At 45.5% G+C, this 25401-nt stretch carries 21 protein-coding genes and 2 pseudogenes; 2 read left to right on the forward strand and 21 right to left on the reverse strand.

Features of this window, described 5'->3' with window-relative positions; all coding sequences use genetic code 11:
- Positions 1 to 80: 80 nt before the first annotated feature.
- From glnA to ACBP55_RS22695, 12 genes and pseudogenes are all read right to left on the reverse strand, one after another.
- Positions 81 to 1422: pseudogene (glnA, locus tag ACBP55_RS22640) on the reverse strand (type I glutamate--ammonia ligase).
- Positions 1423 to 1462: 40 nt separating this feature from the next.
- Positions 1463 to 1873 carry a MerR family transcriptional regulator gene (locus ACBP55_RS22645; protein WP_047676992.1) on the reverse strand — a complete coding sequence of 137 codons (411 nt, stop codon included), beginning with the start codon at positions 1871 to 1873 and terminating at the stop codon, positions 1463 to 1465.
- A gap of 95 nt (positions 1874 to 1968) precedes the next feature.
- Positions 1969 to 3189: a methionine gamma-lyase family protein gene (locus ACBP55_RS22650; RefSeq protein WP_464653383.1), complete on the reverse strand. Its 1221-nt coding sequence runs from the start codon at positions 3187 to 3189 to the stop codon at positions 1969 to 1971.
- 32 nt (positions 3190 to 3221) lie between these two features.
- Positions 3222 to 4547 carry a GTPase HflX gene (gene hflX / locus ACBP55_RS22655; RefSeq protein ID WP_464645128.1) on the reverse strand — a complete coding sequence of 442 codons (1326 nt, stop codon included), beginning with the start codon at positions 4545 to 4547 and terminating at the stop codon, positions 3222 to 3224.
- Positions 4548 to 4736: 189 nt separating this feature from the next.
- Positions 4737 to 6011, reverse strand: a complete 1275-nt coding sequence (gene efeB / locus ACBP55_RS22660) for an iron uptake transporter deferrochelatase/peroxidase subunit (RefSeq protein ID WP_464645129.1) — start codon at positions 6009 to 6011, stop codon at positions 4737 to 4739.
- Positions 6012 to 6035: 24 nt separating this feature from the next.
- Positions 6036 to 7205, reverse strand: coding sequence for an EfeM/EfeO family lipoprotein (locus ACBP55_RS22665; RefSeq protein WP_464645130.1), 1170 nt, complete (start codon positions 7203 to 7205; stop codon positions 6036 to 6038).
- Between the two features lie 31 nt (positions 7206 to 7236).
- Positions 7237 to 8718, reverse strand: coding sequence for an FTR1 family iron permease (locus ACBP55_RS22670; RefSeq protein WP_464645131.1), 1482 nt, complete (start codon positions 8716 to 8718; stop codon positions 7237 to 7239).
- A gap of 175 nt (positions 8719 to 8893) precedes the next feature.
- Positions 8894 to 9871, reverse strand: a complete 978-nt coding sequence (locus ACBP55_RS22675; protein ID WP_056838995.1) for an AAA family ATPase — start codon at positions 9869 to 9871, stop codon at positions 8894 to 8896.
- An 86-nt stretch (positions 9872 to 9957) separates the two neighbouring features.
- Positions 9958 to 10257 carry an antibiotic biosynthesis monooxygenase family protein gene (locus ACBP55_RS22680; protein WP_464645133.1) on the reverse strand — a complete coding sequence of 100 codons (300 nt, stop codon included), beginning with the start codon at positions 10255 to 10257 and terminating at the stop codon, positions 9958 to 9960.
- Between the two features lie 28 nt (positions 10258 to 10285).
- The gene (locus ACBP55_RS22685) at positions 10286 to 10912 is read right to left on the reverse strand and encodes a histidine phosphatase family protein (protein ID WP_464645135.1); all 627 of its coding nucleotides are present in this window, start codon (positions 10910 to 10912) and stop codon (positions 10286 to 10288) included.
- A gap of 23 nt (positions 10913 to 10935) precedes the next feature.
- A complete protein-coding gene (locus ACBP55_RS22690; protein ID WP_464645137.1) occupies positions 10936 to 11937 on the reverse strand; it encodes a lipoate--protein ligase in 1002 nt (333 codons plus the stop codon).
- A 22-nt stretch (positions 11938 to 11959) separates the two neighbouring features.
- Positions 11960 to 12433 (reverse strand): N-acetyltransferase family protein, encoded by a 474-nt coding sequence (locus tag ACBP55_RS22695; protein WP_464645139.1) that lies wholly within the window; start codon positions 12431 to 12433, stop codon positions 11960 to 11962.
- A gap of 706 nt (positions 12434 to 13139) precedes the next feature.
- On the opposite strand from ACBP55_RS22695, the gene ACBP55_RS22700 reads away from it, so the two are divergent.
- Together ACBP55_RS22700 and ACBP55_RS22705 are read left to right on the forward strand one after the other, a co-directional pair.
- Positions 13140 to 13937: a GNAT family N-acetyltransferase gene (locus ACBP55_RS22700; RefSeq protein ID WP_464645141.1), complete on the forward strand. Its 798-nt coding sequence runs from the start codon at positions 13140 to 13142 to the stop codon at positions 13935 to 13937.
- 37 nt (positions 13938 to 13974) lie between these two features.
- Positions 13975 to 14844: an SDR family oxidoreductase gene (locus tag ACBP55_RS22705; protein WP_464645143.1), complete on the forward strand. Its 870-nt coding sequence runs from the start codon at positions 13975 to 13977 to the stop codon at positions 14842 to 14844.
- 72 nt (positions 14845 to 14916) lie between these two features.
- Here ACBP55_RS22705 and ACBP55_RS22710 read toward each other — a convergent pair whose 3' ends face one another.
- The 9 genes and pseudogenes from ACBP55_RS22710 to ACBP55_RS22750 all read right to left on the reverse strand — a co-directional run bounded on the left by ACBP55_RS22710 (position 14917) and on the right by ACBP55_RS22750 (position 25391).
- Positions 14917 to 15612: a YdcF family protein gene (locus tag ACBP55_RS22710; RefSeq protein WP_464645145.1), complete on the reverse strand. Its 696-nt coding sequence runs from the start codon at positions 15610 to 15612 to the stop codon at positions 14917 to 14919.
- Between the two features lie 5 nt (positions 15613 to 15617).
- On the reverse strand, positions 15618 to 16277 hold the full coding sequence (locus ACBP55_RS22715; RefSeq protein WP_464645146.1) for an alpha/beta hydrolase: 660 nt from the start codon (positions 16275 to 16277) through the stop codon (positions 15618 to 15620).
- 45 nt (positions 16278 to 16322) lie between these two features.
- On the reverse strand, positions 16323 to 17051 hold the full coding sequence (locus tag ACBP55_RS22720) for a peptidylprolyl isomerase (protein WP_464645147.1): 729 nt from the start codon (positions 17049 to 17051) through the stop codon (positions 16323 to 16325).
- A gap of 109 nt (positions 17052 to 17160) precedes the next feature.
- Positions 17161 to 19725 (reverse strand): transglycosylase domain-containing protein, encoded by a 2565-nt coding sequence (locus tag ACBP55_RS22725; protein ID WP_464645149.1) that lies wholly within the window; start codon positions 19723 to 19725, stop codon positions 17161 to 17163.
- A 136-nt stretch (positions 19726 to 19861) separates the two neighbouring features.
- On the reverse strand, positions 19862 to 20101 hold the full coding sequence (gene hfq / locus ACBP55_RS22730; RefSeq protein WP_029193229.1) for an RNA chaperone Hfq: 240 nt from the start codon (positions 20099 to 20101) through the stop codon (positions 19862 to 19864).
- A 64-nt stretch (positions 20102 to 20165) separates the two neighbouring features.
- A pseudogene (gene miaA / locus ACBP55_RS22735) lies at positions 20166 to 21135 on the reverse strand (tRNA (adenosine(37)-N6)-dimethylallyltransferase MiaA).
- Positions 21129 to 21905 (reverse strand): class I SAM-dependent methyltransferase, encoded by a 777-nt coding sequence (locus ACBP55_RS22740; RefSeq protein WP_464645151.1) that lies wholly within the window; start codon positions 21903 to 21905, stop codon positions 21129 to 21131. The pseudogene miaA and the gene ACBP55_RS22740 overlap by 7 nt, the downstream one beginning before the upstream one ends.
- A 4-nt stretch (positions 21906 to 21909) precedes the next feature.
- Positions 21910 to 23952 carry a DNA mismatch repair endonuclease MutL gene (gene mutL, locus ACBP55_RS22745; protein ID WP_464653384.1) on the reverse strand — a complete coding sequence of 681 codons (2043 nt, stop codon included), beginning with the start codon at positions 23950 to 23952 and terminating at the stop codon, positions 21910 to 21912.
- A 5-nt stretch (positions 23953 to 23957) separates the two neighbouring features.
- Positions 23958 to 25391 carry a S41 family peptidase gene (locus ACBP55_RS22750; RefSeq protein ID WP_464645153.1) on the reverse strand — a complete coding sequence of 478 codons (1434 nt, stop codon included), beginning with the start codon at positions 25389 to 25391 and terminating at the stop codon, positions 23958 to 23960.
- Between the last annotated feature and the right edge of the window lie 10 nt (positions 25392 to 25401).

Genomic DNA, 25401 nt, shown 5'->3' on the forward strand with positions numbered 1-25401 from the left:
CCCATCAGTTCAGAATCGTACCTGAAGGCTGACGGGCTTTTCTTATCTAATTGTTGTATCCATATCAACTTTCTTTGCGATTAGTAAAGAGACAGATATTGATCTCTTTCCCATTGGTGAACTTGTGTGCGGTACATATCCCACTCGATTTCTTTAAGTTCATAGAAATGAGCAAGAGCATGTTCGCCCAGCGTATCGCAAATCACATCATTGCGAAGCAGCTCGTCCAACGCTTGTTTCAAGTTCAAAGGCAAAGTAGGAATGCCATCGCTCTCTCTTTCCTCTTCGGTCATCACGTAGATGTTACGATCCGTAGGAGGAGGAAGCTGCATTTTGTTCTTAATGCCATCCAATCCGGCAGCAAGCATAACTGCAAGAGCCAAGTAAGGATTAGCAGCCGGGTCCGGGTTACGAACTTCAACACGAGTACTTAAACCGCGGGAAGCTGGAATCCGGATCATAGGACTACGGTTACTTGCCGACCATGCCACATAGACAGGCGCTTCATAACCAGGCACAAGACGTTTATATGAGTTAACCGTAGGGTTCGTAATTGCAGCAAAAGAACGTGCATGACGAAGTACACCCGCCATATAATGTCTAGCCACATTACTTAAACCTAATTTATCGTTCTCATCATAAAAAGCATTCACATCACCTTTGAATAACGATTGGTGACAGTGCATGCCAGAACCGTTCATACCAAACAATGGTTTAGGCATAAATGTAGCATGCAAACCATGCTGTCTAGCAACGGTTTTGACGACGAGCTTGAAGGTTTGAATTTGGTCAGACCGCTTTAATCGCATCTGCGTATTTAAAGTCGATTTCATGTTGACCTGGCGCCACTTCGTGGTGGGATGCTTCGATTTCAAAGCCCATCTCTTCAAGCGTCAACACGATATCGCGGCGGCAGTTTTCGCCCAAATCCATCGGAGCCAAATCGAAATATCCACCTTGGTCATTCAGTTCGGTTGTTGGATTGCCTTTTTCATCCGTTTTGAACAAGAAGAATTCTGGCTCCGGACCTACGTTCATAGCCGTAAAGCCCATTTCTTCGGCTTGTTTCAACGCATTTTTCAAGATGGCACGCGGATCTCCTGCGAACGGTTTGCCATCTGGCATATAGATATCACAGATTAAACGTGCTACTTTGCTCTCGGTTACCCATGGGAAAATAACCCATGTATCCAAATCAGGATACAAATACATATCAGACTCTTCAATACGCACATAACCCTCAATGGATGAACCATCGAACATCATCTTGTTATCGAGCGCTTTTTCGAGTTGGCTGTAAGGAATTTCTACGTTTTTGATGCTTCCCATCAAGTCCGTAAATTGCAAACGAATGAACCGAACATTTTCTTCTTTGGCAATGCGCAAGATGTCTTCTTTGGAAAAATTGTTGTTGTAGCTCACGTGTGCAGTCTCCTCTCAATTTACAAACGATTAAGAAATGCTATTTATAAAAACGGGAAAGCTGACCTTGAATCAGAGAAACCTGATCAGGGCGTTTACCTCCGCCAATCAACTGCTGCTTAAGCATTTTGTGCAGTTGGGAGTCGGTTAATTCTTTACGCTTCACTTCTGTGTGTTCGTTCAAAATCGTTGCATCTTCTGAATCTTTATCGACAGGGATAAGAACCTGCTTGATCCCGGCGATGTTCACACCTTTTTCAATTAAATCTTTAATTTCAAGAAGTCGTTCTACATCATTAAACGAATACAAACGTTGATTACCAGCTGTTCTAGCTGGAATAATAAGTTCATGCTGCTCATAGTAACGAATTTGTCTTGCAGTTAAATCAGTCAGCTTCATGACGATCCCGATCGGGAATAACGCCATATTTCTACGTATCTCATCACTCATGCTAATCACTCCTGGTCAGTAAGTACCTCTCCACTATTGTACCTTTGTAACAAAAACGTGTCAAGGAGTGTTAGGTTTGTTCACAGTCTAATTTTTCACAACAATCCCTTGTCTTCCATATGTTGGATTGCTGTTAGTACCCCTAACTTACAGTGTGAGTAGGTGAGTCCGCCCTGTAAATAAGCGATATAAGGCTCACGAATCGGCGCATCCGCGGACAGCTCCAGACTGCCGCCTTGGATGAATGTCCCGGCCGCCATAATGACGGGATGCTCATAGCCGGGCATATCCCACGGCTCCGGCACAACGTGCGAATCAACGGCAGCCGCCTTCTGGATGCCCTGCACGAAGGTGATCAAGTGATCCGCCGACGTGAAGCGGATCGCTTGTATCAGATCTGTGCGCGGCGTTTGCCAGCGCGGATGGCTTTCGAAGCCCAGCTCTTCGAACACGCTAGCTGCGAAGACTGAGCCCTTGACAGCTTGCCCCACCAGATGAGGGGCAAGGAAAAGCCCTTGAAACATTGCTCGCGTAGCGCCGAGCATGGCACCAACCTCGCCCCCGATACCGGGGGCGGTCAGTCTGTAGGCGGCGAGCTCCACTAGGTCGCGCCGCCCGGCAATATAGCCTCCGGATGGGGCGATACCGCCGCCGGGGTTCTTGATCAGCGAGCCGGCCATGAGATCTACGCCAACCTGCGTTGGCTCCTGCAGCTCGGTGAATTCGCCGTAGCAATTATCGACGAAGACGATCAGGTCCGGGTTCACTTCTTTGACGAATCGGACCATTTCTCCGATTTGTTCAACCGTGAACGAAGGCCGCCACGAGTAGCCGCGCGAACGCTGTATCCCGATCACCTTCGTGTTCGGCTGAATGGCAGCCGCGATGGCTGACCAGTCCGGTGCGCCATCCTCAGTCAGCGCAACCTCGCTGTACGCGATGCCAAAGTCCTGCAAAGATCCCATCCCGTCGCCAGGCTTTCCAATGACCTTATGCAACGTATCATAGGGCTTACCCGTTATGTAAAGTAGATGTTCGCCTGGTCGCAGAACACCGAACAACGCTGTGCCAATCGTATGCGTACCTGATACAAAGTGCGGGCGTACAAGTGCCGCTTCTGCCCCCATCGCATCAGCATAGACAAGATCGAGCACCTCTCTGCCACGATCATTGTAGCCATAGCCTGTCGAAGAAGCAAAGTGGTAATCGCTTACCTTATGTTTTTGGAAAGCGCTAATCACTTTCCACTGATTAAGATCAATCGTTTTCTCAATCTGGCGAAAAGCGCTCTCTATTTGGCGTTCAGCGCTTTCCATTAATGCCATAACTCTATCCCCAAATTGCATAATTAGTAAATCTCTCCCTCACTATCTTGAGCCTCTTGCTGAGCATGCTGATCATAAGCCACCAATTGATAGGCCAATTTGACGTAGTCATCCTTGTTCACACGGACCTTGAACAGCATATCTTCCCCGTCCACATCCGTCTCTAGGACGTCACCAATTCGGTACATCAGTGAAATGATGTCTCCCTTATCAGCTGGAATGCGAAACTCTTTACTCTCACCCATCAGCTTCTCTTGAATAGCAATTCGCAGACGTTCCAGATCATCAGGGTTGTATGCGCTGATTTTCAGAAATTCACCTTCGGTCGAAAGCATCTCCATATCTTCTTGCGAGCAAAGATCTATTTTATTAAAAATAGTCAACTGTTCCTTCTGATGTGCACCCAGTTCTTCTAAAACCTCAGCGACAACCCGCATTTGCTCATTTCTCATATCTGTTGAACTATCTACGACATGAAGGATCAAATCAGCCTCATTGGCCTCTTCCAGCGTAGCACGGAACGATGCAACAAGATCATGCGGCAGGTTCTGAATGAAGCCTACGGTGTCTGTTAGCACGATCTCTTTGCCGCTTGGCAATTCCATCGTCCGCGATGTCGGATCCAACGTTGCAAACAACTGATTCTCAATATAGACGTCGGCTTGCGTCAATTGTTTCAATAAAGTTGATTTCCCTGCATTCGTGTATCCAACAAGGGCAACTTGAAACACACCGGTCTTCTTACGGCGTTCACGATGCAAAGTCCGATGACGAACAACTTCTTCTAGCTGCGCCTTCAGCTCATCAATACGTCCGCGAATGTGCCGACGATCGGTCTCCAACTTCGATTCCCCGGGACCTCTCGTCCCGATACCGCCACCAAGACGTGACAAGTTCTTGCCTTGTCCCGATAGCCTTGGAAGCAGGTAGCTAAGCTGCGCCAGCTCAACTTGAATAATGCCTTCTCGTGTTTTGGCACGCTGAGCAAAAATATCGAGAATCAGCTGCGTTCGGTCAATAATTTTCACATCTAGGGCAGCCTCTAGGTTACGGACTTGAGCACCAGAAAGCTCTTGATCGAAGATTGCCGTATTCCCGCCAAGCTCCTCCAAAAGAACTTTAAGCTCTTCAACTTTCCCTTTACCAATAAACCATTTGGAATCCTTTGTTTCTTTGTTCTGAGTCAATGTCTCCAAAACAAGCACACCTGCAGTTTCCGCCAACTTGACCAGCTCTTGCAGTGAGTATTCCGCTAACAATTCATTTTTCTTCTGTTTCTGAGTGACTAAACTTACGAGTACTGCGCGATCATCAATTTCTTTCTCAACCATATGTGAAGTTGTTTTCATAGGTATCTCCTTTACGCTGCATTCAAACGACCGAAATAGCCCCATACGGGCGTATTCCTTCATCATTGTGTAGGAAATGCTTGGGAAAGTCAATTTGCAGGAGAGGAAAATTCGATTATAACGAAGTTCCTGTCTGAAGACACAAAAATACCGAAAGACCATAGGCCTCTCGGTAGCTTTCCACCTATTTTAAGTAAATAAACTTTGTCCCAAAAACGAACCTTTCGATGGAACACCCGGCAGCACAGCGAAATAGCCTCCACCCGTTGTGTCCGTATACGAAAGCATTTTGTCAGGAAACTTCGGATTCGTCAATCTTTTCTGGATGGATTCAAACTGAGTTTGAATGTTCCGATTAAAACAAACGAATAACAGACCCGCATTGATTCGTCCAACACTATCGAGGTTATCCATGAAATTATACCCGCGGCGCAATATACGCTCACGCTCTGAATTCTCTCCCGTGCGCGGATTTGAAAGGCGGATATGAGAATTAAGTGGTGTAACTTCACCTTTGGTATCGCTAGCAAAATTAGGCTGATCGAACTCTCCATGCCCACCCATAGGTGCTCCAGAAACCTTCTGACGTCCAATAATCTCTTCTTGATCGGAGTATGATTGCTGATCCCATGTTTCAATCCGCATATGAATACGGCGAACAACCATGTAAGTACCTCCAGCAAACCAAGACGCGCCGTCTCCCGCTTCGACCCAAACATTATTTTTCATAAATTGTTCATCTTGCAAGTCGGGATTAGCCGTACCGTCCTTGAAGCCGAACAAGTTCCTCTTCGTTCCTTGCGACTTCACGCCTAGCTGTCCAGTTTGCTGCCAACGCAAATGGGCAGAACCGCGTGCCGCTTTAGCTAAGTTACGAATCGCATGGAAACAGATCATCGGATCATCAGCACAAGCCTGAATTATGATGTCTCCATGGGTCAATTGTTCCTGCAGCGAGTCTTTATGGAAAATAGGCATTTCCGTAAGGCCAGATGGTTTACGAGAACGAAGTCCGAAGCGATCTACACCGTCTTTTTCGAACAAAGACTCACCAACAGCGAAGGTTAGTGTTAATTTACCCGTATCGAGGCCGATCTGCTCCCCAGTATCCAACGGCGGGAATTTCCCCTCCTGTGGCTCAGCCGTGAGAGGCTTGCCTTCCATGAGTGTCGCTGCCATCTCGGTCCAAAGCTGAAGAAGCTCCTTTAGCTCCTTCACATCCTGCGTAGTTACATCAAATGCCGCCACATTTGCAAAGTTCTGAGCCGGAGTCACAACACCGGTTTGATGAGCTCCATAAAATGAAATGGTTTCATTCGCAGCAGCACTTGCAGTACCTAGTTGTTTGTTGGAAGCGGCAGGTATTACTTTCTGGGCCTTCCCAAGCAAATCCCCAATGACAACGCCTGCAGCACCTGCCGCCGTCATTCCTAAGAAAGCGCGGCGATTCATTTTATCACCCATACCGTTGTTCTCCTTTCCAATCCCTTATTTACTTAACGTTCCTGGCATTTTCACTAATGGCTCAGCGAATGCCTCCAGTTTATTTTTCAAATCTATTTGTTTGCTTTGTTCTAATTTGCTGAAATCATTCCAAGTAGTGCCAACAGGTGAAAGTGTATTCATAGTTTCAATAACGACGGCTAAGCTTTTGCTGATTTTCTCATCAAGGGCAGGATCTTTCTTTTTAAGCTCACCTTTAATCAGATCATAGATGGCTTGCGCGCCTTCCACATTAGCTCGGATAACAGGTATCGTAGCTCCACTCCAACGCTCTTCTTCACCCGTGATTTTCTTGGCTTGTGCTTCTTCCATCAATTCCCCAACACCTGCGATAAAATCAGCAGGCTCAATCGTAGCGGCTTCAATGGCTTTCTGCATTTTCTTGCCGTCTTCTAGTAAACGTGAAGAAAAAGCTTCAGCTTCCTTCACATTCTTTTTAACAAACAACAAATACTCAATACGATGATACCCAGTAAATTCAGGATCATTTTCATTTTTGAAATCATTCACACGAGCGTCCATGACACCGTCTAAGTCTTTAAAAGTTTCGATAATAGGCTCAATTCTCTCATAGGGCATTCGAGATTGTCCATAGGAATCTTGTGCCTTTTTTAAATCGCCGCTCTTCACTGCAGCATCCAATTGTTCGAGACCAGCTACTAATTGTTTCCCTTGTTCTTGAACGTATTTATTATAAGCTTTTGCTGCCTCTTGCAGTTCTTTGGATGCCTCAATAACATCTTTATTGACTGCACCTTTATTATCATCAAGGGAGGTGCTTAGCTCCGTAATGACTGCTTTCAAATTGTTATTTAGCGACGTTAATGTGGCATAATCCAGCTTGTCTTGTTTCAATCCTGCTTCTAAGGGAGTCAGAAACTTCTCAACTTTCATATACAATTCTGGGAATTTTGGTTTTACTTCATCTTCGAAGCTAGCCCACTGGTTCTCAAGTAGGTTGGATTGCTTCTGCGGATCTTTTACCTTACTTGTGTCCAGTTGACCCTTTAACTGCTCAATACTTGTAAGAAGCGCTGCTGAGCCCTCTTTAACAGGTACTTTGGTCACTTCTGCTGTCGTTTCTGTTTTACCGCAGCCTGCGAGTATAAGTGTTGTAGCCGTTGCTAGAATCATTAGTTTTTGACTTTTATTCATGGGATAGTTCCCTCCACTTTTCTCTAAAATATTATTTGGATAAGGCCATATTTCGCATTTGAATCGTTTTACGACGGTCCCAAAGGACCGCGAACAAAGCGGATACCAGGAGAATGAATTGCGGTATTGCACTTTCTAATGTTGGATACAGTGCGACAAAATCCCAGCTTGGCAGCCAAGAAGCTGTCGTCGCAGGCAAATAGCCTGCCAACTGAAGCCCATGCACACCCATCCCCGCAAATTTAAAGCAAAGATAAAATACGAAGAAGCTTGAGACTAGAAAGAATGGACGCATTGGAATACGCAGACCAATTTTAAGAATTAAAAAGGCGACAATGAGTAGGACGGCCACTCCAATCCCTATACCTCCGAGAAGTGAGCTTAAAGAGATAGAGGATGCCATACCGATCATGAAAAGGGCTGTTTCTGTACCCTCACGGAAAACAGCAAGAAAAGCAAGCAAACTGAGAGAAACTAGACTTCCGGTAGCTAAAGCTTTTACGCTTTGATCCCGTATGTACTTCTGCCAATTATTGACACTTGATTTGCTATGCAGCCAGTAGCTCATATACAGCAGCATGACAGCAGCGAAAATCCCTGTACATCCAGCAATTAAGAAGTTGTTTTTCCCAAAAGCACTTGTGGAAAACAACTGTTGTACGACAATGCCAAGCGCTATACTAACAAGCAAGCCCCCGAACACGCCATACCAAATCCATTGTTTCTTATCACCATGACCCGATTTATTCAGGAAGCCTAGTAAGGCAATTACGACTAACAAAGCCTCCAGACCTTCTCTGAGCAATATCGTTGTCGCATCCAGCATGGTGTAGCTTGTTTTGGCTGCTAAAGGCTGCAATTCAGCGTGCATGCGCGCAATTGTTGCTGAAGCCTCATGTGCTTGAGCAGGAACAGCAGTCAACTGAGCGTAAGCAGTGACCATGTCTCTTTCCATCGAAGTATAGACAGATGAAGATTGTGTAAGCACAATGCCTTCGATTTGCAACCAGGAATTTCGAAGCTTTTGGATACTTGCTGAAGCACCTTCGATATCATTCTGCTTCATTTGATCCGCCGCTTTCTCGAGCAAAGCTACCAATGAACTCACCGTAGTATCTCCACTGCCCTGAACCACTTTACCGAAAACATCCATATTGCCATCAATAAAACTCTTATTCAAACTGTGAAGATTATTTAATGCCTCTACCAGTTTCTGCGAATCAATTGGCTGCTTGAGGGATTGAAAGGATACTTCACCCATCGCTTGCTCAATCTTCTGATAGGCGGCCAATGAGCGCCCTTTAATACCACCTTCATAGGACAACCAATTTACTTGAAACGATTCGAACATTTTGGAGGCATCCTCCAACTTCCCGCTTTCTGCCGCTTGAATCGCGTGAACAATACCTTCATCAGCCTTGGCCAGATCATCCTCCGCCTTAGCACCTGCTGTTAAAGGAATAGAAAGCAGCATTAGCAGTGCTATCCAACTCACTAAGATGACTTTACGCATGAATCACAACTCCCTATAGAAAAATAAAACCCAAATTCAACCATGTTAATATTGATAATCATTATCAACCATTTAATTACTCTGTCTATTTTACTCCGTTCAACCAATCTGTCAATCGTTTTATTCAAGAAAAAAAAGCCATTTAACTGTTATAAGTTAAATAGCTTTATAAAATTCATTTAAATTTCATATCTTCAGGCCTAATTGACATTAATTCTAATTTGGAAGGAGCATTTACATACTGACTGAGTAACCTTACTGCCTGATGCCGCATCGCTTTCTCCAGAATGTTTCGAACATACCTCGCATTACTAAATGCACGCCATGTTGCGGCCTTCTCATCGGTTAAATGCTGCTTCAACTTCACAATCGTTTGCGGAAGAAGCACATACTCTCGATCTTTAGCCATGAGCTCAGTAATCTGAATCAATTGTTCAATCGGATAGTCCTCGAAATCAATTTGAATGGGAAATCTTGAAGGAAGTCCCGGATTCGTAGCCAGAAATTGCTCCATTTCGTCGCTATACCCTGCTAGAATAAGGATGAACTCATTCTTCTTATCCTCCATACCTTTGACCAGCGCATCAATGGATTCCTTGCCAAAATCCTTATCTCCTCCACGTGCCAGACTGTAGGCTTCATCAATGAAAAGGATGCCGCCCATCGCCTTTTTCATCAACTCACGTGTCTTAAGCGCTGTATGTCCAATGTATTCTCCTACTAAATCAGCACGCTCCACCTCAATAAAATGACCCTTGCTCAGAACGCCCATGGCATGGAACATACGCCCCATCAGTCTAGCTACTGTCGTTTTACCAGTTCCGGGGCTTCCTTTGAAAATCATATGGTACACGTGCGCATTGCTGAGCAGACCGGCTTCTGCGCGAAATTGCGAAATTTGTAAGAGCGCATAGATTTCATGCACCAACTCTTTGACATTATCAAGGCCAATCAGTTGATTCAGCTCTTTGAAAACTTCCGAAAGCGGACCCTCGAGAGGCGTCTTCTTTCCTGTGAGCTGCGGCTCGGCATCGGCTAGCGGCGAAGCGTGAGTCTGGCTGCCTGCTCCATCAACGGCTCGCCTATGCATGCCAGGCTCTGGCTGCCGTAAGACGATGTTGATCTGTCTGGATGGCAAGCTTCGACCACTCATGAGGATCACCTCGTTTACAGGATGGTTTGATGGTTCGTATCAATCCATCCTACGCTCGTTTGATGCATTTTAGACCGCAACAGCCGTTAATGATACTTTTGTGTCAACGTATAGTGTTCGACCACCGGGAATGGGTCATAGAAATGATGCAGCAGCTTCCGCCATTCTTGATACTCTTCAGAGCCACGGAACCCTACAGTGTGATCCTCCAATGTTTCCCAACGAACGAGCAGCAAGTATTTATTGCTATCCTCGATGCACGTTTGCAGCTCATGGGAAATGTATCCTTTCATCGATGAAATAATAGATGAGGCTTGGCGAAACGCCGTTTCGAACTCCGCATTTTTCCCTGCAATTACAGGAAGGATGGCTACTTCTAAGATCATGAATAATTCCTCCAATTGATATCGTATTTTAGAAACCGAATGCTTCCTCTTGAAAATGGGACGTATCTCCGTGAAGCCGGATATGAGGCTCGTTATCAATTATTTCGACAACACTTAAGCAAGTCGGGTGAAAATATGGCGGGTTCCACAAATCTGAAAGAGCTCTTCGTTCGAAGTAGGCCATGATCATTTTCAGTGTGACTGTGTGTGAAATTAAGCCTATTGTTTTGCCTGCATGTTCCCCTAACAGCTGCACAATGGCTGGTATGACGCGAGCCTGCAAATCAGCATAGGACTCACCTTGCGTTGGTCTATACAATTCAGGTGCATTCCAGAACGCATGGAAGTTGTCAGGATCCAAATCTGCAATTTCGGCCGAAATCCGCCCCTCCCAAGCACCCAAATTCATTTCTTTCCACTCATCCGAGGCATGGATCTCCAATTCACGCGAACCTTTTACGATATTCGCCGTTTGCAAAGTACGACCGCTGCTGCTCGCATATAGCACATCAAAGTGAACATCCTTCAAAGCATCTGACAACCAGGAGGCTTGCTGCTCCCCTAAAGCTGAAAGTGGTGAATCCAAGTGACCTTGCATTCGGCGCTCCACATTCCACATCGTTTCCCCATGTCGGATTAAATAAAGCTTTGTCATCGGCAGAATCCCCCCTCCTTGCACTAATTTAACATCATCAAAGCTACAAAAGACTCCAAATCCAGCGCTCCAAAGTAACGCTGCAATTCCATACTTGACAGCCGTTCTCGTATAGCAGACTCTTCATACCGCGATCCACGCAGCGTTTCTTCTAGTTCGGCTACATCGCTAGCTCCGAAGAAGTCTCCATATATTTTCAAATCATGAAGATGACCCTCTTCAATATCTAAACGAATATCAATTGTACCGACGCCTTCGAAGCGTTTGGAGTTCTGAACCGTACTTTTAGGTGATTTTCCGTAGTTCCAGTCCCAGTTCTGATAGCGTTCCTTAGATAGCTCGTGAATGCGGACCCAATCTTCCTCAGAAAGCTTGTATTTGGGAACTTCTGACTCCTTAGCATTGAAAATAGAAGCAAGCAGCTTATTTCGGAATTCCTCCATCGTAATAGGCTCGCTCAGGAACTCGATAATGTTAGCGACCCGGCTTCGAATCGATTTAATGCCTTTGGACTGAATCTTATCGAGATTAACCTTAAGGGCAGATACAACGTTTTCGATTTCTGAATCGAAGAGTAGTGTTCCGTGACTGAACATCCTGCCCTTGGTTGCAAATTGTGCATTGCCCGAAATTTTACGCTCACCGACTTGGATGTCATTGCGGCCCGTTAAAGCTGCTTCAACACCAAGCTTAAGTAGTGCTTCAACAACGGGCTCAGTAAACTTTTGAAAATTGTGAAAAGAGTTCCCGTCATCCTTGGTAATGAAGCTGAAATTCAGATTGCCCAAATCATGATACACGGCTCCGCCACCCGATAATCTCCGAACCACATGAAGGTTATTCTCTCTGACATATTCGGGATTGATTTCTTCGAGTGTATTTTGATTTTTGCCAATAATAATGGACGGTTCGTTGATGTAAAAAAGTAAGTAACTCTCATCGTTAGGGAGTTGTCTAAGGGCATATTCCTCAATGGCTAAATTAATCCGGGGATCAGTGATTCCTTCGTTATCGATAAAAAGCATAATCATACTCCTTCATTATTGATCAAATCTCTGTCGCCATTGTTCGATTTAAGGTAAACATCCCTAAGGATTTATAAAAGGCAATAGCACGCTCATTAAATTCCCATACATTTAATTCTAGTGAAGCAGCTGAACGCTCCTTAGCCCAGGCAATAGAAGCTTCATATAGCTTAGTACCAATGCCCTGACGCAGAAAGTCCGGTGAGACGGCCAGTTCATTTAAATACGCATAAGTTCGAGGGACAAGCGCTTCATAGGTAGGCGATTTCTTCATTTCCAGCATAGCGACCCCAACGACCAAACCCTCATTCTCCGCTACCAAAATCACTTTGTTCTGTTGATCTGAAAAGCTTCGGTACCACCCCATAGCAACAACGTGATCTAACCTGGCAAAACGCTCCGGCAATGCATCCGCATGCTCTTCCTGTCCTACTCGAATGATCGCATTCACGGCTTCGTAATCTTCTAATTGTGCGGTACGAATAACGAGTTCCAAGAAAATCCACCTCCTGTTGTTTCATAGCTTACATCAAAGGATGATATTTTTCCACTTTGGCGGAGTGCGTTGGCGGGTGGGGAGTTTGTGTTTGGGTTCGGTGATTTAAGTGTGAGAAGACCGTTGTTGTTGAGTTGAAGTATCGAGCAACTTTAAGGATGTTTTTCATCGTTACAGTTGGAATATATGAGCTGCCTGGCGAGTTAGCGATGTTTTTCATCGTTAAAGCAGCTGATTGCGGGGGCGAGTGAGCAATGTGCAACTGTAACGTTGTTTTTCATCGTTACAGTCGGAATATATGAGCTGCATGGTGGGTTAGCGATGTTTTTCATCGTTAAAGCAGCTGATTGCGGGGGCGAGTGAGCAATGTGCAACTGTAACGTTGTTTTTCATCGTTACAGTCGGAATATATGAGCTGCATGGTGGGTTAGCGATGTTTTTCATCGTTAAAGTAGCTGATTGCGGGGGCGAGTGAGCAATGTGCAACTGTAACGTTGTTTTTCATCGTTACAGTCGGAATATATGAGCTGCCTGGCGAGTTAGCGATATTTTTCATCGTTAAAGCAGCTGATTGTGGAGTGAGCTCAGATATCGAGTATCTTTAAGGATGTTTTACAGCGCAAAGTCCAAATGATTATTTTATATACATAACTCTATAAATTTATTTATAATATTGGAAACTTACTTGAGGAGGAGATTGTTGAAAATGAACGAAAAACCAGACTTTTTTATCGCCATCGATACAGTGGCTTCAAACACGTGGCCTGCCGAGTCTTCCGTTTCCATGGATAATTGGCTCCTACGGGCCTCCCGAGGCGTCACTAAACGTGCAAACAGTGTGCTTGCCATAGGTGAATATCCAAATGATCCTAATTGGCTTGCGAAAATAGAGCAATTCTATCGAGACCTTGGTTTACCCTCAATTTTTCATATTAGCGATGCTTCCCCTAAGGGTCTGGATGAATTTCTTCAAACACAAGGATATGCGATAGATACACCGTGTGTGGTGATGACCGCTTCCAGTCAGCAAGTATCCGATAATGCACAAAATAAGATGATACAAAATAAATCGTCCGTCCAAATGGAATGGGCAGAAGCAGCAGATGCAGAGTGGCTTGACGTTTTTCTCAAGCTTGAACAGTTTCCCGAAGAGCGCAGAGATATCTACAGCAGTCTATTTGAGCGAATGCCTGCTCCGAAAGGATTCTTAAAGTTGAAACGAAACGACCAAATCATCGCGTTAGGCACAGCTATTGTGGAGGACGAATGGGTTGGTTTTGTAAACGTCGTAATCCATGAAGACCATAGGGGCCAAGGACTCGGGTACGTCCTCATGCACGCATTAACGGAATGGAGTATGGAGCATGGTGCTGCCAAGCAATATTTACAGGTTGTTTCTTCCAATAAACCTGCAGTTACTTTATATGAAAAGCTGGGCTACCAACCTAAATATGGCTATCATTACCGAATTAAGTATGATTTACAGCCCCTTGTATCATCCTAACAAAGAATTTGTCTAGGATGAAAGGAGTAACAAACACATGGCAGCAGCAACAGAAAAGAAACCGATATTCCCGCCCCAGCATCAGGACCAGCAGCCAGGCATTGAAGCAAAGATGAATCCTCTTCCTGTCTTTGAGCATTCTGGGTATAAAGCAGCCGGCAAGCTTAAGGATAAAGTCGCTTTGATTACAGGAGGCGATAGCGGAATTGGCCGCGCGGTCGCGATTGCCTATGCCAAGGAGGGTGCAGATGTCGTATTGGTCTATTTGAACGAACATACGGATGCGGAAGAGACGCAGCGTCATGTGGAAAAAGCCGGACGAAAGTGTCTGCATGTTGCTGGAGACATTGGGGATGAGAATTTCTGCAAGCAAATCATTGAGCAAGCTGTCGGGAAGTTTGGCAAACTCGATATCTTAGTAAATAATGCAGCAGAACAGCATCCTCAGCCTAGCATCGAGAATATCACTTCGGAGCAGTTGGAGCGGACGTTTCGAACCAATATCTTCTCTTTCTTTTATTTGACAAAGGCTGCACTTCCCCACTTGAAATCCGGAAGCGCAATTATCAATACGGCTTCTATTACCGCTTATCACGGTCATGAGCAGCTGCTCGATTATTCCGCTACGAAAGGGGCCATTGTCACCTTCACACGCTCCCTGTCTCTTCAACTGAACGCAAAAGGTATACGCGTGAATGGTGTGGCTCCTGGTCCGATCTGGACGCCCCTCATTCCTTCTACGTTCACAGCCGAGGAAGTTGCCACGTTCGGCTCGACAACACCCATGAAACGGGCCGGTCAGCCAAGTGAACTTGCTGCCAGCTATGTCTTCCTTGCAAGTGAAGATTCATCCTACATGGCGGGTCAAATCTTGCATGTGAACGGCGGAGCCATCGTAAACGGATAACTGAGGCACAATAATAAAAGCATGACCAGCAAGTGGGAAAATCCCGCTTACAGGTCATGCTTCTTTGTTATCTCATATGCCTACCATCAATAACAGCTTTGTCCAATACCACTTCGTGTAAGCTAGCGTTTCTCTCGTTTCATGGTAAGGCATGAAGAGCACCTTTGACTTCGTAGAGGAAATGAGAGGCTGCTTCAAACCAATTGTTTCCGCGATATCGAGTGAACGAGAACCGTGAAATCGATGGGTCATAATAATCGAACTTACAAGACCTTGCTCGTCCATAATTTGCTTGCTATAAAGTAAATTCTCATAGGTACTCGTTGCCCGCGGCTCTATCATAATGCTTTTGGCCGGAAGCCCTTGTTTAACCAAATAATTACGCATTCCCTCCGCCTCCGTTAGCTTGGAGCCGTTATTATCCATCCCTCCAGAGACGATCAATTGTTTAAACCGTCCCTCTTTATAAAGATTAACAGCCAAATCTAAACGCTCCTGGAGACCAGGGCTCGGGATGTCTTTGCGCAAGGAAGCACCTAGAACGATACCCACGTCAACTTGCTTAGGCAGCGTTTGATCTGGAGCGATTTGAACCTTCCACTGAATATAGACGATCCAAGCGACAAGCAAGATGAAAACGGTAACTACAATTCGAAACACTGTCGTAAGCATACGGTTGAACGTAGATTTTTGCCCAGTTCGTCGTCGTTTGTTCGGTTTTGGAGAGATGGCTCGTTGCTTCTTATTCATGTTTGGCTGTAAAGTCATCCTTTCTACTCCTTATCCAAAAATGCACTGACTTGACGAAACAACGTGGCTGCATCCTCACTCAGACAAATCAAATGATTAGATCTCGAATGCCAATGCAGCTCGCGCTGTCCTTTGAGCTTACTATAGATGTACCGCGCACTTTGCGGATGAATAACTTGATCTTTTTCAGACTGCGCGATGAGTGTCGGAATACTTACCTGACTTAGTTCTGGTTTCAAATGCCGCACAAGTTGTGTGAATTGCCATGTAGCTCGAAGCGGTGTGGATTTCGCTTTAGTAAAGCTGATTTTCCTTTGATATTTCCACTCATCTCGAATGACATCCAACATTCTTCTAGGACTGACATAAATGACTGCCGTGTTCAAAAGGATCAGTCTCCGAACCGGATATCGAACGGATAAATAAGCGGCAAGCAGCCCTCCCATTGAGAAGCCTACCATATCAAATGATCCATATTGGATCGTCATTCGCTCCGCATGCTTTTCAGCTTCGCGTACCCAATCTTCCCAATGCGATGCTTTTAATTGAAGACTGGATTCCCCGTTCCATGGGAGTATCGGAACCTCACAAAGCTGTCCGCGTTCACGTAAATGCCGTGCTAACGGCTCAACCTCATAAGGTCCACCGGTGAATCCATGGAACAATAAACATGGTTGTTTCACGCGGTTTCTCTCCTATCCATCATTCACTGTTTAGAACATGTTATTCTATTTTTCTTTAATGGTAATCGCGTTAATCGTTACTTTCTCTTTCGGTTTGCTTGGTGAGGATTCGCCACCCATCTCAACAGGTGTTTCGGCGATTTTAGCTATGGTTGCCATGCCTTCAGCCGTTACTTTGCCGAAAATCGAATAGTCAGGCTTTTTATTTAGATTCGCACAATCTTCTCCCGAACAAATGAAAAACTGACTGCCATTCGTATTGGGACCGGAATTCGCCATCGCGACAATGCCAGGTTCATATTTATGCGTTGTTTTCAGCTCATCTGCAAACTTGTAGCCAGGACCGCCTCTGCCTGTGCCAAGCGGATCTCCGGTTTGAATCATGAACGATTTGATAATACGGTGAAACGTCACATTGTTATAAAAGCCTTCTTTGGACAGAAACACGAAGTTGTTAACAGTTTTCGGTGCTTCCTTGGCAAACAGATCAATGGTGAATGATCCTTTGGACGTTGTGACTTCAGCTTGATACGTTTTGCTCGGGTCGATCGTCATATCCGGCGCTTTGCTCCATTGCTTGGGAGCTGCAGTTGGCGAAGCCGCTGGAGATGCAACAGAAGAAGCAGCAGGTGCCGTTGCGCCGCTCTTAGGCGTTGCTGTTCCGCCAGCAGATTCAGTAGGCTTGTTGCCGCAGGCCGATGCGATTAACGTTAACGCGATTAGCGTGAGTGGTAATAGCTTAGCTGGTTTAAGCATGTTGAAAGGCAAATTCATTGTAAATTCCTCCGTCAATAGTAGGTTGGTTTAGTGTGAGACCCGCGGAATGCGGGTCTAGTTTTATTTTATGCTTCGATCCGAAAGACCCCGCTAAAGTAACATGTTACTATAACTTCGGTACAATAACCTGTCCCCCGTCTTGCTTGCCATCCTTCGGCTTTTCCTCGGTACCATCAACCGCCTTGTTAGCCGGTAATGGGGTAGGAGTAGGGCTTGGGCTGATGCCGGAACTTGGAGTCGGACTAGCGCCAGGCTTATTCGTGCTTCCGGGCGATGGCGTAGGCTTCGTTCCTGGTGACTGCGTCGGCTCTATAGGATTCTTACCTGGTGATGTAGATGGCGAGACCGTTGGTGAAGGTGACGGCTTCGTACCGTCAGGCAGCGTGCCATCTTTCGGTATTTCGACGGACACGACATTCGATTTGGCACCTTCCAAATTTGAGTCCAAATTAATCGGCACAACATAATATTGATAAGTTTCTTCGCTGCTAATTGTAGTATCATTCACCCCAGGTAGAGCTGATTGAGTCAGCATCTTTGGCTCTGCTTCACTAGCACCTTTGCGATACAATTGATAAGCGATCTTCTCACCCAGTGATGACCAAGTTAATTTAACCAACTTCGTTTCTGGTACATACACAGCAGTTAAATCCGTGATCCCTTTTGGCGGTTCCGTAAGATCAGGTACCCCATCTGGCTTCACAAAATTCGTCACAGGTCGGCCTTCCAGCGATTTCGACATGACTTCTTTAAAGATAGCCGACGGGCTTCCGCTGCCGATTGTAACATAGTGCTTCGCATCTACTTTATCGAAGCCTTCCCACACAACTGCTGTCCACTCCGGCGTATACCCGACAAACCACACATCACGATCATATTGTTCAATACCCTTGATGTCCAGTCCAGTTGTACCCGTTTTGCCAGCTACAGGACGATTGAATTTCGCTTTGGTCCCTGTACCTCCTGGTTCTACAACGCCCTGAAGCAGAAGCGTCATGTAGTAAGCAGTTTTAGGCTGAATAACCTGTTTCTTCTCTGGCTTATAGGCGGCGATTTCTTTACCTTGCGCATCCGTAATGCGCAGAATCGCATGCGTTTTGTTTTGCATACCTTGGTTAGCAAAAGCTGTGTAAGCTGTCGCCATTTGCAAGGGAGAAACGCCATCCGTAAGTCCGCCCAGTGCAATGGACAAGTTCTTGTCCTTTTCTTTGTTGAGCGGAGTCCCGATCTTATTCGCAAAATCAATCGCTTTCGATACTTTAAGTTGATCTAATAACCAAACAGGAGCCAAATTATAAGACTTTTTGACGGCCTCAAACATCGTCACTTGCCCATGCGTAGTACGGTCATAGTTACGTGGAGAGTAAGTTCCGTTACCGAAAGTCGTCTGCGTATCATCGATAATGGAATACGGTGTATAATTCCCGCTCTCAAGCGCAGGGCCATAAGCCGCTATCGGCTTGAACGAAGACCCCGGCTGTCTTTTTGAATATACCCGACTGAAGCCTTTTGTATTGTAATCCCGGCCGCCTATCATTGCCATCAAACCGCCGGTTTTGTTATCCATAATCACCATGGCACTCTGAATCTTTTGGCCATCAGAAGCATCCTTTTGGAAAAAGCTTGGATTTGCATAAGTCTGTTCCATCACTTTTTGCGCTTTCGGATTCATGGTCGTATAGATGCGGTAGCCTTTGGTCAGCAATTCATCTTCATCGATGCCATACACATTTTCAGCTTCATCTACCACATAATCCAAGTAAGTCGCGTAATCCTTGGTGCCTTGACTAGACGCTGCAGGCGGAACATAATCCACTGCTGCAGCTTCAGCACGCTCGGCCTCTGTAATATAGCCTTGGTCAGTCATCAGCCTAAGAACGACAGCTCGACGTTCCTTCGAAAAGTCCGGATGTGCGAGTGGCGAATATTTCGACGGAGCTTTTGGCAAAGCAGCTAGCGTTGCCATTTCCCATATTTTTAAATCATTCAAATTGGATTTACCGAAGTACACCTTAGCTGCCGCTTTAATGCCATAAGCGTTACTGCCGAAGAAAATACGATTTAAATATTTCTCCATAATTTCATCCTTACTAAACCGTTCATCCAATGCAAAAGCGATGGACATTTCCGTCCCTTTACGAAATGCTGTTTTCTCGGAACTCAGGAACACATTTTTAGCGAGCTGCTGAGTAATTGTACTTCCACCCTCTACAGCGCTCATATGAATAATATCTTTAACAAGCGCTCTTCCAATGGATATAAAATCAACACCCGAATGCTCGTTAAACCGACGATCTTCCGTTGCAATGAAGGCTTGCTTTAATCGCTCCGGAACATCTTTGATGTTCACACTTTCTCGATTTTCACCTTTATAGATTTTGCCAACTTCCGTCGCAGGCTTATCTTTTCCTTCCTCTTGCGCATAAATAAGCGTCGATTCACTCGCCGTATCAATCTTATCAATGTTGTTATCGAGAATCTTAAAGCCGTTCATAATAACGACGATATAAATGCCCAGTGCACAAATAATAGCCAGAATGGCAGCAATAATCGAACCCATAATAAATTGGCGAACATTAAATTTCTTTTTCTTAGAGCCTTTGTTGCTTCCTTGTGGTTTCGTCTTTGTATTCGCAGCTGTTTTCTTATTCGTAGGTTTCTCCAAATCCATCGACTCCCTCGTTGTTCATTTCTCTCTTGTAGTAACCAACAAAAGAACAACCTTAAACAAGGTTGCTCCACAAGTTTCTATTCGGTTAGACGATTCAGTCCATAAAAAAGTTGCAAAACTAACGTACGAGTACGTGTTATTCCGAAGCTTCAGCAGCAGCCATTAAAGAAACAGCTCGTTGCGGCGTGAAGGTGGAGATGGCATGTTTGTAAACCATTTGTTGACGTCCTTCACTGTCAATGATGATCGTGAAGTTGTCAAAAGCGCGAATTAGTCCTCTGATTTGAAACCCATTGGTTAAATATACGGTAACGGGAATGCTTTCTTTACGTAGTTGATTAAGAAAATTGTCCTGGATATTAATGGATCTGTTCATCAGTGGTCCCCCTCAATGGAATGAAACTATCGCCAGAAGGCGCTATTTTCTGTTGGTGTATTTGTTAATTATATTCAATTTTATGTACAAACTTTCCTGCTAGTATATCATTAATAATTTGGAAATGGGCAGAAAAATTTGCTGATTCCGTTACATCCACCCAGTGAATGTCTTTCATATGCCGAAACCATGACAATTGGCGCTTAGCAAATCGGCGCGTATCACGCTTGAGCAGCGTTACCGCTTCTTCTAAACTCAATTCACCTTCCAGATAGCTGACAATTTCTTTGTAACCGAGTGCCTGCATGGAAATCGCATGCTTGGGACAGCCTGCGGCAAGGATCGATTGAACTTCCTCGATAAGCCCCTCCTGCATCATCGCGTCGATACGTTCCTCAATACGCGTATACAGCAGTGCACGATCCATCGTCAGTCCAATGATACATAGTTCGTAAGGAGATTCTTTTTTCTGGGCCGCCAAATGGGTTGTCATCGTTTCACCTGAGATATAGTAAATCTCAAGAGCTCGTATGACGCGTCTACGATCATTGGCATGAAGTCGATCAGCGCTCTCAGGGTCAATATCACGCAGCTTCTGATGCAGCGCCTCGTCCCCATACTCAGCAGCGAACGCTTCCTGTTCTTGGCGGAACGCTTCATCCATACTGACTTCCGTGAATTGATAATCGTAACATACAGACTCGATATAAAGGCCTGTACCTCCTACAATAAATGGAAGCTTCCCACGCGAATGAATGTCCAGAATCAAAGCCTTTACACGCTCTTGAAACTCAGACCGCCGAAAAAGGATAGGATGGATCATGAATATCAATCAAATGATGCGGGACAATCTTCTGCTCAGCTTCACTCGCTTTGGCTGTTCCAATATCCATTCCTCGATACACTTGCATGGAATCTCCGGAAATAATTTCGCAGCCAAACTTCTGAGCGATTTCTAAACTTAGCTTGGTCTTGCCAACTGCCGTAGGACCTAGTAGCACGAGTAATTTCGGCTTGGCTGATGGGGCTAACACAGTCGAATCACTCCATACGTTGTTTTGGTCGTCGATCGCAATACATGCTCGAACCCGAGCCGGGCAAATTCTTTACTGTCTCTGTTTTCTTTGAGCACAATGCTCTTGCGTGCAACTCTTTTAGCCTCTTCGATAGATGCCATACTGACAGCTTCATCGTTCGCATTGCGTCTAAGATGAGAGATCGCTTGAGATTCCTCAATCGGACTGCGAAACATCGGGTCAAAATAGACAACATCTACACTTTGCGGCGCCAATTGCTGCAAATACGCGAGGTGATGTGTCTTTCTAACCTTGATGCGCCTCATAGCCTCGTTAAGCTCGGGAATTTCCGATTCATAAACGGCTAAACCCTCTTGTATCAGCATAGCTGGAATCTTTTCGCTTTCAAGTGCCGTGACGGTTCCCTGATGGCCGACAGCATAAGAGAACACGATAGAATCCGACGCTAAACCTGCTGTACAATCCACGATATCATCGCCAAATACTGCTCCAGAAGCCTCAATTAACAAATCAGCTTCGCCTCGCTGCATACGTTTGACACGAACGAGGGCCATACTTGGATGAAAAAAGTACGCAGGTTGGTCTTCTCCATAGTACCTGATCTCATCTCTCGTCACAAGCAGAAGGGTATCATCCTTATAATTATTCCTAAGATGTTCCAAAGAATACTTCCTTCGAGGTACGACTCGGCCTTCATATACAGCAGCCAATCGCACGGCTTTGTCCAACAAATCACTGGACGGATTATACGAAGTTGTCACTAACACGGGTTTACATCACTCTCTTAAACATTTTTTCCAGTTCATAAGTCGTAAAGCTGACGACAATTGGCCGTCCGTGCGGGCATGTGTAAGGATTTCGACAGCCTGAGAGTCGATCGATCAGTGTTTCCATCTCAAGAACACTAAGTCCTTGATTCGCTTTGATCGATGCTTTGCAAGAGCACATAATAGCCGCCTTTTCTCTTAGTTTCGCGATATCTACAGCCTTTCTCTCGCTGAGGACCCACTCACACATTTCTTCGACGATCCCCTTCTCTTCTCCTGAAGGAAACCAGTGTGGATGCGCACGGACAAGAAACGTATTCCCCCCGAAAGCCTCCATATACACGCCTGCCTGCTCAAAAAGCGACAGCTTTTCAGCAATAATACCTGCTTCTGACGGAGTGAACTCTAAAGTAATAGGAACGAGTAATTCTTGGCTTGCCTCAGCAGGATTGCCAAAACGCTCATAATAATATTCATAGTTAATTCGTTCATGCGCAGCATGTTGATCAATCAAGAACAAGCCTTCTTCGTTTTGGGCGACCAAATAAGTGCCATGCATTTGACCGATCGGGTCCAATCTTGGAAAAGCGGGAAGCATAGGAGCCTCGCCTTCCTGTTTGGAGGGCAGTAGGTCCATGAACGCTTCATTCGTTCGGCGCTGCTGCTGAATCGATGTACTTCTGGGATTACCTCCAACAGGAGACGTGTAGCTGTTGTTTGATGACGATGACGGACGGATCGAATACGAAGCTCCCGATCCAGAAGTTGTCGGAGCAGTCGAGCTTCTTTGCGGCTCTGCTGCAGGTGGATGGGAAGCTGTCACCGATTCTGGTCGATACGATGTAACGGTCTCCTTCACTTGCGGCATAACCATGGTGTCTGAATCCACGAAAACACGCTGAATCGTAGAATCAGGAAGCGGTGTAGGTATCGTAGTTGAAGCTACCGGAGTAGTTGAGCTTGATCCATTTACTGGCTCAACCGTTCTTGTAAGATCCAGCTGTTCCTGAACATATGCGCCCTTAGGTGCTGCAGGCTTCATCCCTTGCGGGATCAGCACCTGCCTTCCAAAAAGCCGTTTCACTTCGGCTTCAATTAACGCGGTGAGTTCCGCTTCTTTACTGAAGCGAACCTCAAGCTTAGATGGATGCACATTCACATCCACTAAGGCAGGGTCCATCCCGATGTGCAGCACAGCTACCGGGTAGCGGTTGATCGGCAGCAGGGTATGATATCCCTGCAGCAGCGCTTGATTCAGCGCGAAGTTGCGCACGTAACGACCATTCACGATGGTCGAGATGCCGCCACGGTTCGCGCGGGTCATTTCGGGCTTCGCCACGAAGCCCGTGATCGTATAATCCAAGCTTTCCACTTGGAGAGGAAGCATTTGCTTGCCGATTGCCGTACCGTAGATGCCAGCGATAACTTGAAGCAAGTCTCCATTGCCCAACGTTTGAAGCAGGAGATTGCTGTTATGTTTCAAAGAAAAGGCGATACCAGGGTGAGCCAGCGCTAATCTATATAAATAATCAGAGATATGGCCAAGCTCGGTTTGGACCGTTTTCATATATTTCAACCGTGCCGGTGTGTTGTAAAATAATTCTCTCACAGACACTTCCGTCCCACGAGAAGCAGCCGTTTCTTCGACATTGCGAATCGTGCCGCCTTCAATGGAAATTTTCCGCCCCAGTCCATCATTTGTAGAGCTAGTTACACACTCCAGCCTGGACACGGACGCGATACTCGGCAAAGCCTCCCCGCGGAAGCCTAATGTTCGTATCGAGAATAAGTCTTTACTTGTGGCGATTTTACTCGTCGCATGACGCTGAAAAGCTAATTCGCAATCTTCCAAAGCCATCCCAGAGCCGTTATCGGACACTCGAATCAACTGAAGACCGCCCTCTTCAATGGTCACATCAATCCGAGTACTGCCGGCATCTACCGAGTTCTCTACGAGTTCTTTCACCACGGAAGAAGGTCGTTCAACCACTTCCCCTGCGGCGATTTGGTTCGCAATATGTTCGCTTAAGAGCTGGATTTTGCCCATCATTCTTAGTTCCCCTTTACAGCACGAATGGAAACATTCTCCCCTTGATCCTTCACTTGCAGCTGTGGAAAATAATCATCGAAAAGATCAACATTGACGTAGCTAGTCCCATTTTCAATGATTAGCTTGTCTGCTTCAACTGGTATGGCATGCGTGCCTTTATTATCGGAAATATCGACCGTTCGAGTCGTCTCGTTCCATGTAATTGTAGCCCCAACAAGTGCCGCTAGGCCGCGTGTTGATGCATATAATTTTCCATTTTCATGGAAATTACCGAAACCGCTTCCTATTTCCACGCCGTTATAAGTTACTCTATGTTTGGAAATCTCGACATTAATATCTGTGATCCCAGCTGTCTGTAAAGCGGTGATCAATTGAGCAGAAGCCCCGTCCACTTTGATGTCCGGAGTGATTCCGACTTTGTTGACTTTACGCTTATTCGGCGTTAAGTACTCTTCAACGGTCACTTTCAGCGCACTGTTTTTATCCAATTGATAAAGCTGTTGAACGCTGCCTTTGCCATACGTTTGCATGCCGATCACTTTGGCAACGTTGTAGTCCTGCAAAGCGCCTGACAGTACTTCCGAAGCGCTTGCGCTATACTCATTGGCCAATATATAAACAGGAATAGACAATTGTTTTCCACCTGTGATCAACACCGGATCATCCACACCATTGCGGTCTCTTGTATGAATCAGAACGCCTTCTTTGACAAAATGCTTGGCAATGTTCTGAGCCGTATCCACAAGACCTCCTGGATTATTACGAACATCAATAATCAAAGATTTCAAACCTTTAGCCTGCAGATCTGTAAGCTGTTTATCAAAATCCTCATCCGCATCGCTTGAGAAATCCGTTATTTGAATGTAACCAACACCATTTGTGAAGCTCTTGCTATACACTTCAGGTACATTGATCCCTTTACGGGTAATGTCGACGGTTAATTCTTTGTCACCTCGTTGAACGGTAACTTTAACTTTCGTGCCTTCTGTACCAACGATTTTGTTTCTGACTTCATCAATCGAGGTTATAGAAGCTGGAACGCCATCCACGGCACGGACATAGTCATCACGCTGTAAACCAGCTGATTCGGCGGATGAGCCTGCAAAAACCTCGGATAAATACACACCTTGGTCATCAATCCCAATTCGAGCGCCCATGCCAACGTAATTATTTTCTAAAGAGTTAGAGAACTGACCGTACTCTTCTTGGCTGAAAAATACGGTATATGGATCTTTCAGACCTTCTATCATTTGCTTGATGCTTTGATTCGCAAGCGCTTCTTCTGTTACACCACTCACATGCAGCTTGCCAATGATTTCTCTGACTTGCTGTGTTTGTAAATCTTCTTGTGCCAACGCATTTAAGGGCAGAACCGTCATAAGAGCCGACGCCAGTGCTAGGGTAACCTTCATTGTTCTCATGCTTGGTTGTTTCATATGCGTCTCT

Source organism: Paenibacillus sp. WG02 (assembly GCF_055396115.1).